Origin of the sequence: Staphylococcus sp. HMSC061G12, assembly GCF_001838465.1 — a bacterium.
Classification (GTDB): Bacteria; Bacillota; Bacilli; order Staphylococcales; family Staphylococcaceae; genus Staphylococcus; species Staphylococcus simulans.
In genome coordinates this window covers 40,290-55,504 of the sequence record NZ_KV837142.1, presented here as the reverse complement: position 1 = coordinate 55,504, position 15,215 = coordinate 40,290, and the positions used below count along the sequence as shown (strand labels likewise).

Here is a 15,215-nt window from a genome sequence, read left to right as displayed (position 1 = left end):
ATAAATGCGGCTTTTACCTTAATTACATTCTTTCGTGGAATGTTCTTGAGATAACATCTAGTTGTTGTTCTCTTGTTAATTTAATGAAGTTAACTGCGTATCCAGATACACGGATTGTTAATTGTGGATACTCTTCAGGATGTTCCATTGCGTCTAATAATGTGTCTCTGTTAAATACGTTGATATTTAAGTGGTGACCATGTTGCATTGCGTAACCATCTAATACAGAAACTAAGTTATGGTTTTGTTCCATATCTGTTTTACCTAATGATTTAGGTACGATACTGAATGTATTAGAGATACCATCTTTACAATATTCGTAAGGGATTTTCGCAACTGATGATAATGATGCTAATGCACCGTGTTCGTCACGTCCGTGCATTGGGTTAGCACCTGGTGCGAATGGTTCGCCTTCTTTACGTCCATCTGGTGTATTACCAGTTTTCTTACCATAAACAACGTTTGAAGTGATTGTTAAGACACTCATTGTGTGTTCTGAATCACGGTAAGTTTTGTGTTTACGTAATTTTTTCATGAATGATTTTACTAATTCTACAGCGATATCGTCTACACGTTTATCATTGTTACCATATTTAGGGAAGTCGCCAGTTGTTTCGAAATCTACTGCTAAGCCATCTTCGTTACGGATAGCGCGAACTTCACCGTATTTGATTGCTGATAATGAGTCTGCAGCTACTGATAAACCTGCGATACCTGTTGCCATTGTGCGCATAACATCTGTATCATGTAACGCCATTTCAATACGTTCGTAGCTGTATTTATCATGCATGTAATGGATGATGTTTAGAGAGTTGATATAAACGCCTGCTAACCATTCCATCATTTGATCGAATTTCGCATACACTTCATCGTAGTCTAAGATTTCTGAAGTTACTGGTACGAATTCTGGACCTACTTGTTTGCCTGATTTTTCATCTTTACCGCCGTTGATAGCGTAAAGTAAAGTTTTCGCTAAGTTAGCACGTGCACCGAAGAATTGCATTTGTTTACCGATACGCATTGCAGATACACAACATGCGATACCATAGTCATCGCCATAGCTTTCACGCATTAAGTCATCGTTTTCGTATTGGATCGCACTTGATTTGATACTCATTTCAGCACAGAAAGTTTTGAAGTTTTCTGGTAAACGTTGTGACCATAAAACTGTTAAGTTTGGTTCTGGAGCTGGTCCTAAGTTATCTAATGTGTGTAAGAAACGGAATGAGTTTTTAGTAACCATGTGACGTCCGTCAATACCTACACCACCGATTGATTCAGTTACCCAAGTTGGGTCTCCTGAGAATAATTCGTTGTAGTCAGGTGTTCTTGCGAATTTTACAAGACGTAATTTCATAATGAAGTGATCCACAATTTCTTGTACTTCACGTTCAGTGATGTCACCATTTTGTAAGTCACGTTCTGCATAGATGTCTAAGAATGTAGAAGTACGTCCTAAACTCATTGCAGCACCGTTTTGTTCTTTGATCGCTGCTAAGTATGCAAAGTATAACCATTGAACTGCTTCTTTGAAGTTTGTAGCTGGTTTGCTGATGTCATAACCATACATTTCAGCCATTGCTTTTAATTCATGTAATGCACGGTGTTGTTCAGATAATTCTTCACGTAAACGGATTGTTGCTTCGTCCATTTCAGTAGACATGTTATTGAAGTCTTTTACTTTTTCTTCAATTAAGTAGTCCACACCATATAATGCTACACGACGATAGTCACCGATAATACGTCCACGTCCGTATGCATCTGGTAAACCTGTGATGATACCTGCTTTACGGCAAGCTAACATTTCTTTAGAGTAAGCATCGAATACACCTTGGTTATGTGTTTTACGAATGTCAGTAAAGATTTTTTCAGTTTCTTTATCTAATTCATAACCGTATGCTTCACAAGCTGCTTTCGCCATACGAATACCACCGAATGGTTGCATTGAACGTTTGAATGGTTTTTCAGTTTGAACACCTACAATTTGTTCAGTGTCTTTGTTTAAGTAGCCTGCATCATGTGAAACGATTGTTGATGCAACTTTAGTGTCCATATCCCACATGCCGCCACGATCGCGTTCTTCTTTAGATAATTCCATAACTTGTTTCCATAAATCACTTGTTGCACGTGTTGGTGATTCTAAGAATGATGAATCGCCATTGTACATTGTGTAGTTCAATTGAATAAAGTTTCTAACATCCACTTCTGAAGTCCATTTGCCAGTCTCAAATCCTGCCCATGCTGATTGTTTTCTTGATTTTGGTTCAATCATTGATATCCCTCCATGGATAATGTGTATTTTAGGTTTATTGTTTGTTCACCTTTTCACATACTATTATACCTTGACTTGTGAAATAAATCACTAAAATATGAAAACGTTTTAATAAACATGTGTCAAGGTTGTGACTCTGTTAGATTAAGTGTTACATTCAAAAATCACTGTATTAGAACAGTAAATTTTTAATTGCAAATAAAAAACAATCCAATAAAGCGTTATATGCATTACTGGATTGCTTCAATATTTATTCAATGATTACTGGTTAATTTAATGTTACTTGTATCCTTGATCTTTCAAATAAGATTGTAAAACAACAGCTTGATTATGTTTTTCATCTTTAGCACCAAATAGAATAATCACATCTTTACGTGCATCTTTAACCATGCCTTCTAATGTTTTGAGTTCTTCATTTTGTTCATCATTGTTTTCAAGTTCTTTGATATATTTCTTTTTAAAGTCTTCGAACTTATCTGCATCATGGTTGAACCACTCTCTTAATTTTTTTGTCGGTCCGATATTTTTTAACCATTCATCCAAATTCGCATTTTCTTTTGAAATACCACGTGGCCAAACTCGATCCACTAATACACGTACACCATCGTCTTCTGCTTTGTCATCATAAATGCGTTTTACTTTGATTGCCATACAAGCATCCTTCCTTTCAAACAATAATCAACGCTTTATATTTATTATACCCTTGTCCTATATACACAAACGACGCTCATTTCTTATTTTAATAGGAAGAAACACAATATTCCGTATTGTATACAATCATTCTGTGGTGGTACAGCGCTTACATAGTACAACAGTAAACTGTACAGTTTCACAATAACGTCACAACTCTAAAAAGTTATGCACCATTTATAGTGATTTTAATCACAACTCATGTTATTGTAGTATGTGAAATAGATAACAAAGTTGTTTCAAGCGATAATGTTGTTCAAGAGACCCCTGAGACACGAACAACAGATAGATGAGCGCTTTAAACAACGCTATCTATTTAATATTTTAATTTGGCGGCATTATTTTACGATAATGCGACGCTTTACAGTGAACGAGTGCATCTCAGAACAACAACCTAGAAATGTCATTGGCAGGAACACCGTGGTAGGATTTCTGTCATGTTGCTGCATATTTCTTTAAAGATGTTCCCCGCATCCTAAAGAAACATGTATCAATTTTAGTATATTTCAGGAGGTGAGTTGCTCATATAAGCGAAAACGAAGACAGGATTACCCCATCCTAATTTCGATGCTGACATATTCGAATCATATTAAACTTTGATGTGTTTCCCCTGATACATCAAGTTAACAACAAAATTTCAAAACAGCTGCATTTTAAAGTAAGTGGCTCCCCAACCATTTACTTAGTATACTCCCAACTTTCGTAAGCGGCTGTAAGGAATGATGTGCCCCGATAATATGAATCGAATGCACGAGCTTATCTCTAAAAATGAGTCGTAGGTATATTCAAAAGTTGAGCATTCATGAAACAGATAGATTGGATGACAGAGGATTCAACGTCTGCATGTCATACATGCTCAATCCACTCCTTAAAAATTGTAGGCAAAGTAAGTAATAAGAATGATAACCAATCATATTGATGAACTCTGATAGAAATATACTAAATGGTTAGTCTCAATACACTTTCCCCTGAGTGTATTGAACAATGAGTAAACTCCTTAAAAATTGATATTGTTATTACAAGTACTAGAAATGATTCCCCTTCATTTCTAAAATCACTGTAATGGAGAGAAGGTTTCCCCAGACCTTCTCTCTTTTTTTGCTTTTTAACCACTTGTCGTCTCCTTGATACCACATGTATCAAAACTATTCTCATAATCATCAAGCTCTGCTTTAATAGAATTAAAGAGAGGAGCGAGTGCTCATGAAAATCAATTCCTATTTTGATCCGACTTATCCTGAAGAATATGTTGATATCTACGCACACGAACATTCCAAAACAGTCGATGCGATTATCCAAGCTGCACAACAAACATCAACCATTCAAACTTTAACAGGCAAAGAAAATGATAAAACATACTGCTTCCCCATAGAAGATTTCCTCTACATCCGTTCAGAGCAGCGCAAACTCTTCGCCTATACAACCTCGCATCGTCTGCACATTCAACAGCGCTTTTATCAGCTAGAACAATCCTTGCCAAAGGATTTCATCAGAATCTCACAATCAGAAATCATTAACATGCATAATATTAAGCACTTAAGCTTAAGTAAAAACGGTATGATTCATATCGAAATGAAACATGGTGAAGCAACTTATTCCTCACGACGTTATTTAAAACAATTGAAAGCGAGGTTATTCCAATGAAACATATGATTAAACAATTATGTATCGGTTTTATGGTTGGCATAACGATAGGTATTACAATGTCTCTTATCTTCTCGTTTATTTTTGCGCAAGGTCAATACGAACCCTTATCACCTGTTTCAACAATGGGAATGTACTATCATACACATCTTTCTGAAGTGATGACCATGTTCGTATGTGTCATCATATGGGGACTGATTGGTGTACTCTTCACACTCGCTGAAATGATTTATTATAAAACAGATTGGAGCTTGCTTAAAACAACACTCGTCCACTTAGTACTCTGTTATGTCGGATTCTTACCGCTTGCGATGTTAGCTGGATGGTTCCCGCTCGATTTATTAAATATCTTGGTATTTACACTCATCTTCCTCTTCATCTACGGTATGATTTGGATCATCAACTATATTAAGAATAAACGCTTAGTCAATGAAATTAATCACAAACTCAAATAAATAAAAAGCTCCCGATAAAGGATTCACTGTATCAGTGTCTGCCTCATCGGGAGCTTAATTGATTTATGATTGTGTAGTTTCATTGTGTTCAAGCTCATCAAAGAAAGCTTGGGCTGCTTTATTCACTTTTTTAAAGTCAATCCCTTGTGCTTGTGCCGCAAAAACACAGCCACAATAACATTGACGATAAATATTATAGTCTCGACACATTTCTAAAGAACGTTCATAGCCTTTATTCTTTTTGAAATCACTCGGTAAATAATTAACATCATATAATTTTTGAACTTCTGATCCTATTTCATTAATCAACTGCGCATTTTTCTTTGGCGATAATGTTAATGCGCTGCCGAAATAATCATAACCATATTTGACAGCCGCTTCTGCCACCATATCCAAACGCATTTCAAAACATGCCGTACAACGTAAGCCGCCTTCTGGTTCATCTGTCACACCACGTTCTTTCGCCATCTTCATAAATTCATGCGGCTTGTAAGGGGCTTCGATATAGCGGACATTTGTCCCATTACGTTCATTGAAATCTTTAATAAATGCTTCTTGTACATACGCACGGCGTTCATATTCTTTCTTTGGATGAATATTCGGGTTCGCAAAATAAATCGCCACATCCGCATACTGTGTCAAAAACTCTAACACATACGTACTACAAGGCGCACAACAACTGTGCAATAAGATTTTAGGACGTTCCTCTGAGCGCTCCCATTGCTGTATCATTTTCTTTAAGACTCTATCGTAATTGATCTTTTGATTTTTCATTTTGGCTACAATGCCGTCCATTTCAATCATGGATGTCTTCGCTCCTTCTTAGTTGAGAATTTATATGTGCGTTTATTATAACGGAATTATCATAGATGTGCTATTACTCATGGTCTGATACGTTATTCTTCGGCATATTCAATGGAATCGTATAATGTGACGTGTCTTCCCAACCTTGGTGCTCAGTAAAGATTTCAAAGCCGCGTTTAAATGTTTCATCTATCGTATCTAATTCATCTAAATCACCGCGTTGTAACTCATAAACAAATTCTGTTAATTGTTTACTGAAATAAGCGCCTTCTGGTAATGTACCTTCATACGTAAAGTCAGCATCTACGAATGGATAAGGTAAGACGAAGAAAGTAGGTCCTTCAAAGTTATCATCACCGAACCAGAAACCAAATTCTACAAAACGTTCATCGAAACAACCATATTCAATCACTTGGCGTGGTTTGAATGTTTCATGCATTTCGTTATACACCACTAATGTTGATACATCGAATGTTCCCCAGAATAAACCAGGACCTTCTACACGTGCACGTAAAGGGTGCACAAAGCGTTCTAATGCACGATTCGCATACTGAAAGAGTTGGATAGCTTTCACTGCTTTATCATGGTCATAATGGTGATGTTTCGTATCTTCATCAAATGGTGTTTTATCTGCCAATTCTTGAGGTTTTGGATTAATGTCGACTTCAATATCAAACTCTTTAACTGTTCCTGTGATTTGTTTGTAGTAGTCTTGAACTGTTTTGCCATCTTGTAGTGGGAAGGTTGTCATATCTTCATTCACACGCACTTCGATTTGATCGTCTAATACGTTCACGCTGATTGAGAAATATTTTTCACCAAAATACAACATCCCTGTCGTAAAGCCTTCAGGTGTAATATTTAAGACTACATGTTCCCATTGAGGTGCTTGATAAGCACACGCTAATTTATATTTACCTAGTATTTGCGCAATTAAATGTAATGTTTGATGCTCTTCTTTCCAATCTTGATACTTTAAGATTTCCATGGAAATACCTCCTCTTTTTCTTACCTCTACCCCTTTTTATCAGAGAAATGTAAAAGAAACCGCCGAAGCGGTTTCTAACTGTCATATCTATTCAACGACCATGTTATAGATTTACTTAACGATTAATACTGGCGTATTAGAACGTTTTGCGACTTTATGAGTCACATGGCCAAGTACGTGTTTAATTTCAATACGAGAACGTTTGTTACTCATCACAACGATATCATAATGATTTTTCTCTAACTCATCTAAAATTTCAATTGTCGGACTACCTGTTGTAAAGACAATTTCATAGTTCATGCCTTTATCTTCAAGGATTTGTATAAATGGTTTCATGTCGACTTCTTTTTCTTTTGTCACTTCTTCAAAGTGTTTGTTTTGGTAACGTACATAGTTTGCTAATTCAGTTTCAGAAATCACATGATACACAGTGATTTTGGCTTGATCATTTCCTCTTGTTAAAGCTTCTAATTGGTCTGGTACATTGTTGAACGCATTACCGAAATCATACGGTACTAAAATATTATTATACATACAACTTCACTTCTTTCTTGATAAAGTTTAGTATTAACCTATTCATTATTAATATACCCTAAGTTATTAATCTATAACGGAAACTTCCTATTTTGTGCATGAAAAAACAGAAGATGCGAATAAACATCCTCTGTTCTAAATTATGGCTTATAAATCTAAAGATTGGATATATGATTTGATTTCTTCTTTCATTTCATCATCTTTTAATGCATAAGCAATCGTCGTTTTAACGAATCCGATTTTCTCTCCAACATCAAAACGATGTCCTTCAAAATCATACGCAAACACTTCATCGTCATGATTCAAGCGTTCAATCGCATCTGTTAATTGAATTTCGCCGCCGCTGCCTTTATCTTGCGTAGATAAATAATCAAATATTTCAGGTGTTAAGACATAACGTCCCATAATCGCAAGGTTTGATGGTGCTGTCCCTGGCGCTGGTTTTTCGACGAATTTTTCCACTTCATACAAACGCCCATTTTGCTTCTCAGGTTTCACAATACCATAACGGTGTGTTTCCTTTTCTAGCACTGTTTGTACACCGATGACAGATTTGCCTGTTTCATCATAAACATCCATTAATTGTTTAATCGCTGGTGTATCAGACTCCACAATATCATCACCAAGTAAAACAGCGAAAGGTTCATTACCGATGAATTGTCTTGCTGTCCAAATCGCATGGCCTAAACCTTTTTGTTCACGCTGACGGACATAAAATACGTTGGCTAAGTGTGTAGAGCGTTGCACTTTCTCTAATAAATCTGTTTTGCCTTTTTCTCTTAAGTTATTTTCAAGTTCAACTTGATTATCAAAGTGATCTTCAATAGCACGTTTGTGTTTACCTGTCACAATAATAATGTCTTCAATTCCTGCACGATAGGCTTCTTCAACGATATATTGAATCGTCGGCTTATCTAAAATCGGCAACATTTCTTTCGGCATCGCTTTTGTTGCTGGTAGGAAACGTGTTCCTAGGCCTGCTGCGGGAATTACTGCTTTTTTAATCTTAGTCATACAATATCTCCTTTTTCATCAGGTGGTCTGAAATTATCAAGATTATACCTTGACTTGACTTTTAAACAGCCACATTTAAAACGTTCATCTCTTTATCTTCAAACTGTGATTTCATCACAAATTGTAACGTTTACATCACTGATAATATTAGGGTTTTATCGTGTAATAGTCAACTTTTAACAAAAGCACCTGATTTTCATCAGATGCTTAGTTGAGGTGTTATTTGATTAGACGAAAGGGAGGGATGTCAGAGTTCCCTTCATCATCTTTTTGTGGTTTATTGTTAATGTCATAGCGATGATTCGCAAGATCAATTAATTTTTGTTTATAGTCCTTACTATGAATAATCTCATCTAAAATACGTAGGACATCTTCATTTTTCATTTCTTCTACTTTACCGCGGTAGATTTTTTCATAAACTTGTTCTGGATGGATTTCGTCTTCATCAAGCAACTCTTCATATAACTTTTCACCAGGTCTGAGACCTGTGAATTTGATTTCAATGTCTCCATCTCTATAACCGCTTAAGCGAATTAGGTTTTTCGCAAGATCTACGATTTTAACAGGTTCTCCCATATCTAATACGAAGACTTCACCGCCATCCGCAATCGCACCTGCTTGTAATACCAGACGTGCTGCTTCAGGGATTGTCATAAAGTAACGTGTGATTTCAGGGTGTGTCACTGTAATTGGACCGCCCGCTTCAATTTGTTTCTTGAATAACGGGATAACAGAACCACGTGAACCTAATACATTACCGAATCTTACTGCCACAAAGTTCGTATGACTGTTTTCTTCATTCATACTTTGTACAATCATTTCAGCGGCACGTTTAGACGCACCCATCACATTCGGCGGATTCACTGCTTTATCTGTAGAAATCATAACGAACTTAGATACTCTCGCTTCTCGCGCTGCTTCAGCCACATTTTTCGTTCCTATTACGTTATTTTTAATCGCTTCACTTGGGTTATATTCCATCATCGGCACATGTTTATGTGCAGCTGCATGGTAAACCACATATGGTTGGTAATGACTGACGATTTTAAATAAGCGTGAACGGTCTTGAATATCAGCGATAACAGGTACGATATCAATTTGATCGCCGTATTGTTTTTGAAGTTCTTGGTGAATTAAGTAAATACTGTTTTCACCATGTCCTAACAAAATAATACGTGCGGGCGCAAAACGACACACTTGTCGACAAATTTCAGAACCGATTGAACCGCCGGCACCTGTAACCATAATCGTTTGATGTGTTAATTCTTTTGAAATCATTTCCATGTCCAACTCTACAGGATCACGTCCAAGTAAATCTTCAACTTCTACTTTCTTTAATTGGCTGACTTCTAATTTACCTGACATAACTTCTTCAATGTTCGGCATTTTCAATACAGTCGCTTGTGTGTTTTCACAAATACTATTGATTTCTCTTAAGCGCTGTTGTGTTAACGTTGGTATCGCAATAATGATATTTTTAATACGATATTTATTAACTAGATCTGGGATATCTTCAATAGTACCTTGAACTTTAACCCCTTCTGTAATCGTCAACTTTTGTTTCTTTGGATCATCATCCACGACTACAACAGGTTCCATGCCCATAGTCGGACGTTTCAACATTTGGTTAATCAACATTGAACCGCCTTCACCAGCACCGATAACTAATGTATTCTTACGTTTAACGCCTTTACGTACCAGTGTTCTTCTAAATAAACGCCATGATAAACGAGAGCCCCCGATTAATAACACATGCATCATCCATGTGATGAAGTATAATCTCAAAAACGGACCTTCATGTGTAAAGAACGGTACGATTAAAACGGTCATGGCCATCGAACATGTGACCGCTTTAACTATGACAATCATTTCATTGACACTCGCATATTCCCAAGCCCGGTGGTATAAGTTGAATACACTGGCAAAGATGTGATGAGAAAACAGCAATACCAGTGATGATAAAATTAACAATGATAAAGAATAACCGCGGAAATACGGTTCAAGAATTAAATAACTCAAAAAGACAGAAAAAGCAACAATGATTGAATCAATAAACAATAGTAATATCAGTCGCTGCTGTCTTGCGGAAATTTTTGACACTTTATTTCACCTCAATTAATTGATCTCTGTTTACTCTCGGTGTAATGTTTATGTTATTTCTAAATGAAATGGAAAAGGTTGGGAAGCTTACCTGTCCCAACCCGCTGTTCCTCTCAGATTCTTGCTGCAAGACTTGCGCTTCTCTTAGCGTTCAAAGTCATCTTGTGTTAAATCTTCTCGTTTTGTACGTCTACGTTGTTGTGTATGTTGTGTCTGATGTGTATTTGGTTTTGAAGAACTTTTTGATTGATTTAAGAACTCTCGGATTAAGATTAAAATAACTGCGATAATAAAGCCTGCGACCAACCCTATAAATGCATTTTTAGCAATGCTTGATGAAATTTCTTTCACATCATCTTTGGATTTAGAAAGAATTTCAATACCGCCATCTGGTGATATTGCATTGACCTCTTCTTTAAGTACTTCAGCAGCAGTATCTGCGATTTTCACCGCATCTTTCTCACTATTAGCCGTTGCGGTAAAGTTCAATACTTGAGAATTCGGTTGGTTGTTCACTTCTACCTTCTCAGTGATGGATTTCGCATCTTCATCTTTTCCAATCTCTTCTGCCACTTTGCCTAAGACACGTGGGCTTTTCGCAATATCTGTATATGTAGCCACAATTTGAGAATCAGCTTGGTATTTCTCAGCCATCGTCAAATCGCCTTTATCACTTTTTTCAATCAATACTTGTGAAGTTGCTTCATATTTCGGTTGCGCTATAAGTGCTGTTAACAGCACGCTTAAAATCAGACCTGCAATAGGAAAAATAATCAACCACTTTAAGTAACGCTTGATTATCCTCCATACATTTGAAAAATCAAAACTATTATTTTCTTCCATATTGCTTCGTTACCTCCGTAATGCGGAAATTGAATGATACATGTCAGAAACGTTAAAGTTATTTTAACTTACACAACAAATTCCGACCGTTTGATAACCATTATAAAGGAAAACAAAATAAATTAATTCACATTAATTGAATTGTTGCATAAGTTTTACATGTAATTAACATTCTTAAATCGCAATTAACGACAGAAACAACAAAGTATACAATAAACCTAAAGAAACGCAAAAATAGCTTCATACTTGCTTAACATTAAATGCATTAAACATTGAAGTCACAAAAACAACTAAGATATGCATAAGCGTGCATGATCAAGTGTTAAATTAATTTTAGGTTAATGGAATAAAAAAATGCATCATTTGAAAATAACGCACGTCTACATGCGTGGTCATGAAGTTTAAGCAACTGTCTATTCTTACATAAACAGCCTAGCTTTTTCGTTGCGAGTTGGAGATGTTCTAAGATGAGGAATAAATAATCGCACTAAAATTTGTGCCTAAAACAAAAAAATCATTTCTACCATTATTATGATGACAAAATGTTTGTTAACAAGATTGGTTATAATATACAACAAACTTAAAAGGCAATAGGCTTGACAATCCATTTTCAAAATTTTGTAAAGGTTCATACACATACTCAGTTTGTTTGAAACAAACAAAAAATGTAACACTGTTCAAATAATGTTCGAAATAACTTTTAAACTTTATATTGTAGTCATCTTCTTTTTAGTGTAAAATATCAATGATAATAGTTATCAATTAGTAATAAACGAGAGAGGTGTCCCGTATGGTAGACGCAGCAAACGCCAAAAAAGGTTTAACTTATAAAATCATCAACATGAACTTCGATAATACAATGCTAGCACATCGCTTAAGCGCACTTGGTTTTACAGTCGGAAGCAAAATTAAAGTACGTCAGAAATTCTTGATGAAAGGTCCATGCACATTAGAAATGGACGGACAATGTATCGGCATCAGACATTGTGATGCATGTAAAATCACATTGGAGCAAGCGCATGTCTAATACCTATTGTATTGTCGGCAATCCGAATGTCGGCAAAACCACACTGTTCAATGCCCTGACAGGTTCATATGAATATGTCGGCAACTGGAGCGGTGTGACCGTTGAAAAGAAAGTCGGTATTTTATCAGATAAGCAAGGAGATCTGGTCGATTTACCTGGTATCTATGACTTATTACCGATTTCGAAAGATGAAACAGTCGTGACAGATTATTTACTGCACGATGAGTTTTCAAAAATCATCAATATTGTCGACGCAGTACAATTAAAACGTAATTTATTATTAACGACACAATTGATGGAATTCGGGGCGCCTTTATTACTTTGTTTAAATATGGGCGATGTCGCAGAGAAACGCGGCATCCAAATCAATCGTAATTTATTGATGCGTCGTTTGAAGTTGCCGATTTTGCCGATTGTGGCGAGAAGCGGCCAAGGTATCGATAGCATCTTAGAACTCTTGAAAGAAGAAACTTTATCTACATCACAACCATTGAAAATTCCATACGAGCATAAAGTCGAACACGCCTTATCTGAAATACAACATTATTTAAAACATCATTTAGAATTGCCTGAGAAACGCCATCGTTTTATCGCTGTTCAATATTTACTGGGCAATCCAGCCATTGAACACTATATCAGTGCACATCATCATGAAGATTTACGTCAAATCCGTAATCATCTTGCTGAACAATTAGATATTTCAATCGTGGATAGTATGCGCCGTTCACGTACTGAGTTTATCGATACACTTATTGAAGATGTCATTACGCATCAAGATAAGAAAAAACAATATTTGACTGACCGTATCGACAAAATTTTAACAAATAAGATTTTAGGTATCCCTATCTTTTTAGGTATCATGTGGCTGATTTTCCAAGCGACCTTCTCATGGATCGGTACCCCGCTGTCAGATAAATTAGATGAATTTATCGGCGGTACCTTTACAGATTGGGTCAACCAAGGAATGGATGCGATTGGACTCTTCCCATTCATGAAAGATTTGATTACAGATGGGATTATCGCAGGTGTAGGTGCTGTCTTAGTTTTCGTACCGCAAATCTTAATTCTATTCTTCTTTATTTCAGTATTAGAAGATTCAGGTTATATGGCACGTATTGCCTTGATTATGGATAAAGTCATGGAAGGCTTAGGTCTTAATGGTAAATCATTTATCCCAATGATTATTGGTTTTGGTTGTAATGTACCAGGTGTCATGGCAACGCGTTCTATTGAACAAGAGAAAGAGCGTTTAACAACGATCTTAATTACACCATTCATGTCATGTTCAGCGCGTTTACCTGTATACGCATTATTTGTAGGTGTTTTCTTCCAAACACACCAAGCACTCATCGTGTTAAGTTTATACGTGATTGGTATTGTCGTCGCATTAATTGTCAGCTTTGTGATGACAAAAACAATTTTGAAAAAGGAAAACTCAGTTTTTGTGATTGAATTACCACCTTATCGTTTACCATCAGCAAAAACACTATGGCGTAGTACATGGGAAAAAGCAAAAGGCTTTGTGAAAAAAGCAGGTACATTTATCTTCGGTGGATCAGTCGTTATTTGGTTATTAAACTATGCAGGTCCAACTGGCTTTGGCGTTGATGTTGACCATAGTTTCTTACACTTAATCGGTGCAGCGATTGCGCCATTATTGATTCCATTAGGATTCAGTTCATGGCAAGCCGGTGCTACATTAATCCCTGGCTTCTTAGCTAAAGAAGTCGTTGTCAGCGCAATGGCGATTATTTACGCCGTAGACAGCCAAGGTTTAACAAATATGATTGCGAGTCATTTCACACCCGCATCAGCGTATGCGTTTATGTTATTTATCTTATTGTACATTCCATGTTTGTCCACTGTCGCAGCCATCAGAAAAGAAACAGTGTCTTGGAAATGGACGATTATCGCAACGCTTTATCCGATTGCGATTGCCTATCTCCTAGCATTTGTGTTCTACCAATCTAGCCAACTCTTTTTCTAGGAGGAATTATTTATGACACTACTCATTAATCTCGTCATCTTTTTATTGATATTTGGATATGCGGCCTTTACAATCGTCCGCTTCTTCAAAAAATCAAAACAAGGCAAATGCGCAGCTTGCGACATCAACAAAGGTTGTGGTCATTCAATGCCTAAAGAAATGAAAAAACATCAACAACATCATTCATCATAAATTTACTAATATAAATAAAACCTAAAGGCCGACAACCTTTAGGTTTATTTTTTATGCATAGCTATATTCATAAATTTTCTTGAGTCGACCGACTTCTACCGCACAGACGTGTTGATGTGTTAAATCTACGAGTGATAAACGTTTACCGTGTCCTGCGCCTGTATCGATATCAATCGTATGGTCTGCGACGTGAATGCGATGTTGTTTAACCCCTAATCGTTTTGTCGGTACATGACCATGTACGACACATTTTCCTTTAATTTTTCGCGATAATTTTGCGGGCGGTTCAAACCCAGATACTTCTTTTAATTTTTGTTTGGATAAACACTTCTTAGGGTTAACTCCTGCATGAACAAATAAGTAATCCCCAATATGTGCCATACTGTCGAATTGTTTTAAAACAGCTTTCCATTTGCGTTTCTCTTTTTCTTTTGACTTCATCCAGCGTACATCATGATTGCCTAATAAAACAATCGCACCTTCACGATGTAACTGTTGTACCATTTTAAGGGTCCCATCAGAATCAGGTCCATGATTGACATAATCCCCTAACAAAACCAGCTGATCACGTTTAGGATTATAATCTACATAAGCAAGTAAGGTTGCGAGTGCTTCTTTATGTCCATGAATATCTGATGAGACGAGTAATCTGCCTTTCATGATGA

The 15,215-nt window shown here is 36.5% G+C and carries 14 protein-coding genes; 5 read left to right on the top strand and 9 right to left on the bottom strand.

Annotated features, from left to right (window positions below):
- Window positions 1-22: 22 nt before the first annotated feature.
- Complete coding sequence (gene pflB, locus HMPREF2937_RS09465; RefSeq protein WP_002479855.1) at window positions 23-2,272, bottom strand: formate C-acetyltransferase; 2,250 nt, start codon at window positions 2,270-2,272, stop codon at window positions 23-25.
- Window positions 2,273-2,551: 279 nt separating this feature from the next.
- Window positions 2,552-2,923 (bottom strand): DUF488 domain-containing protein, encoded by a 372-nt coding sequence (locus tag HMPREF2937_RS09460; protein ID WP_070864462.1) that lies wholly within the window; start codon window positions 2,921-2,923, stop codon window positions 2,552-2,554.
- Window positions 2,924-4,165: 1,242 nt separating this feature from the next.
- Between HMPREF2937_RS09460 and HMPREF2937_RS09455 the strand changes: the two genes are divergently transcribed.
- Window positions 4,166-4,606: a LytTR family DNA-binding domain-containing protein gene (locus HMPREF2937_RS09455; protein ID WP_070864461.1), complete on the top strand. Its 441-nt coding sequence runs from the start codon at window positions 4,166-4,168 to the stop codon at window positions 4,604-4,606.
- A complete protein-coding gene (locus HMPREF2937_RS09450; protein ID WP_070864460.1) occupies window positions 4,603-5,061 on the top strand; it encodes a DUF3021 domain-containing protein in 459 nt (152 codons plus the stop codon). The genes HMPREF2937_RS09455 and HMPREF2937_RS09450 overlap by 4 nt, the downstream gene beginning before the upstream one ends.
- A 63-nt stretch (window positions 5,062-5,124) precedes the next feature.
- Here HMPREF2937_RS09450 and HMPREF2937_RS09445 read toward each other — a convergent pair whose 3' ends face one another.
- The 6 genes from HMPREF2937_RS09445 to HMPREF2937_RS09420 form a co-directional block, all read right to left on the bottom strand.
- Window positions 5,125-5,865 carry an epoxyqueuosine reductase QueH gene (locus HMPREF2937_RS09445; protein WP_070864459.1) on the bottom strand — a complete coding sequence of 247 codons (741 nt, stop codon included), beginning with the start codon at window positions 5,863-5,865 and terminating at the stop codon, window positions 5,125-5,127.
- A 73-nt stretch (window positions 5,866-5,938) separates the two neighbouring features.
- Window positions 5,939-6,853, bottom strand: coding sequence for a DUF5996 family protein (locus HMPREF2937_RS09440; RefSeq protein ID WP_082732267.1), 915 nt, complete (start codon window positions 6,851-6,853; stop codon window positions 5,939-5,941).
- A gap of 111 nt (window positions 6,854-6,964) precedes the next feature.
- Window positions 6,965-7,387 carry a universal stress protein gene (locus tag HMPREF2937_RS09435; RefSeq protein WP_002479861.1) on the bottom strand — a complete coding sequence of 141 codons (423 nt, stop codon included), beginning with the start codon at window positions 7,385-7,387 and terminating at the stop codon, window positions 6,965-6,967.
- Between the two features lie 147 nt (window positions 7,388-7,534).
- A complete protein-coding gene (gene galU, locus HMPREF2937_RS09430) occupies window positions 7,535-8,401 on the bottom strand; it encodes a UTP--glucose-1-phosphate uridylyltransferase GalU (RefSeq protein ID WP_070864458.1) in 867 nt (288 codons plus the stop codon).
- A gap of 219 nt (window positions 8,402-8,620) precedes the next feature.
- Complete coding sequence (locus tag HMPREF2937_RS09425; RefSeq protein ID WP_057510023.1) at window positions 8,621-10,501, bottom strand: polysaccharide biosynthesis protein; 1,881 nt, start codon at window positions 10,499-10,501, stop codon at window positions 8,621-8,623.
- 144 nt (window positions 10,502-10,645) lie between these two features.
- Window positions 10,646-11,344, bottom strand: a complete 699-nt coding sequence (locus tag HMPREF2937_RS09420; RefSeq protein ID WP_002479864.1) for a YveK family protein — start codon at window positions 11,342-11,344, stop codon at window positions 10,646-10,648.
- A 790-nt stretch (window positions 11,345-12,134) separates the two neighbouring features.
- Between HMPREF2937_RS09420 and HMPREF2937_RS09415 the strand changes: the two genes are divergently transcribed.
- The 3 genes from HMPREF2937_RS09415 to HMPREF2937_RS09405 are packed head-to-tail and all read left to right on the top strand — an operon-like array spanning window position 12,135 to window position 14,550.
- Window positions 12,135-12,371: a FeoA family protein gene (locus tag HMPREF2937_RS09415; protein ID WP_070864457.1), complete on the top strand. Its 237-nt coding sequence runs from the start codon at window positions 12,135-12,137 to the stop codon at window positions 12,369-12,371.
- Window positions 12,364-14,358, top strand: coding sequence for a ferrous iron transport protein B (feoB, locus tag HMPREF2937_RS09410; RefSeq protein WP_023015504.1), 1,995 nt, complete (start codon window positions 12,364-12,366; stop codon window positions 14,356-14,358). The genes HMPREF2937_RS09415 and feoB overlap by 8 nt, the downstream gene beginning before the upstream one ends.
- 12 nt (window positions 14,359-14,370) lie before the next feature.
- Complete coding sequence (locus tag HMPREF2937_RS09405; RefSeq protein ID WP_002479867.1) at window positions 14,371-14,550, top strand: FeoB-associated Cys-rich membrane protein; 180 nt, start codon at window positions 14,371-14,373, stop codon at window positions 14,548-14,550.
- Between the two features lie 51 nt (window positions 14,551-14,601).
- Here HMPREF2937_RS09405 and HMPREF2937_RS09400 read toward each other — a convergent pair whose 3' ends face one another.
- Window positions 14,602-15,210 carry a metallophosphoesterase gene (locus tag HMPREF2937_RS09400; RefSeq protein WP_002479869.1) on the bottom strand — a complete coding sequence of 203 codons (609 nt, stop codon included), beginning with the start codon at window positions 15,208-15,210 and terminating at the stop codon, window positions 14,602-14,604.
- Window positions 15,211-15,215: the final 5 nt, after the last annotated feature.

Excerpts from the sequence above, each read along its gene's own strand:
- feoB (WP_023015504.1), top strand. The coding sequence starts at position 12,364 with ATGTCTAATACCTATTGTATTGTCGGCAATCCGAATGTCGGCAAAACC.
- HMPREF2937_RS09435 (WP_002479861.1), bottom strand. The coding sequence starts at position 7,387 with ATGTATAATAATATTTTAGTACCGTATGATTTCGGTAATGCGTTCAAC.
- HMPREF2937_RS09460 (WP_070864462.1), bottom strand. The coding sequence starts at position 2,923 with ATGGCAATCAAAGTAAAACGCATTTATGATGACAAAGCAGAAGACGAT.
- HMPREF2937_RS09400 (WP_002479869.1), bottom strand. The coding sequence starts at position 15,210 with ATGAAAGGCAGATTACTCGTCTCATCAGATATTCATGGACATAAAGAA.
- HMPREF2937_RS09420 (WP_002479864.1), bottom strand. The coding sequence starts at position 11,344 with ATGGAAGAAAATAATAGTTTTGATTTTTCAAATGTATGGAGGATAATC.
- HMPREF2937_RS09405 (WP_002479867.1), top strand. The coding sequence starts at position 14,371 with ATGACACTACTCATTAATCTCGTCATCTTTTTATTGATATTTGGATAT.
- HMPREF2937_RS09415 (WP_070864457.1), top strand. The coding sequence starts at position 12,135 with ATGGTAGACGCAGCAAACGCCAAAAAAGGTTTAACTTATAAAATCATC.
- HMPREF2937_RS09440 (WP_082732267.1), bottom strand. The coding sequence starts at position 6,853 with ATGGAAATCTTAAAGTATCAAGATTGGAAAGAAGAGCATCAAACATTA.
- HMPREF2937_RS09455 (WP_070864461.1), top strand. The coding sequence starts at position 4,166 with ATGAAAATCAATTCCTATTTTGATCCGACTTATCCTGAAGAATATGTT.
- pflB (WP_002479855.1), bottom strand. The coding sequence starts at position 2,272 with ATGATTGAACCAAAATCAAGAAAACAATCAGCATGGGCAGGATTTGAG.
- HMPREF2937_RS09450 (WP_070864460.1), top strand. The coding sequence starts at position 4,603 with ATGAAACATATGATTAAACAATTATGTATCGGTTTTATGGTTGGCATA.
- galU (WP_070864458.1), bottom strand. The coding sequence starts at position 8,401 with ATGACTAAGATTAAAAAAGCAGTAATTCCCGCAGCAGGCCTAGGAACA.
- HMPREF2937_RS09445 (WP_070864459.1), bottom strand. The coding sequence starts at position 5,865 with ATGATTGAAATGGACGGCATTGTAGCCAAAATGAAAAATCAAAAGATC.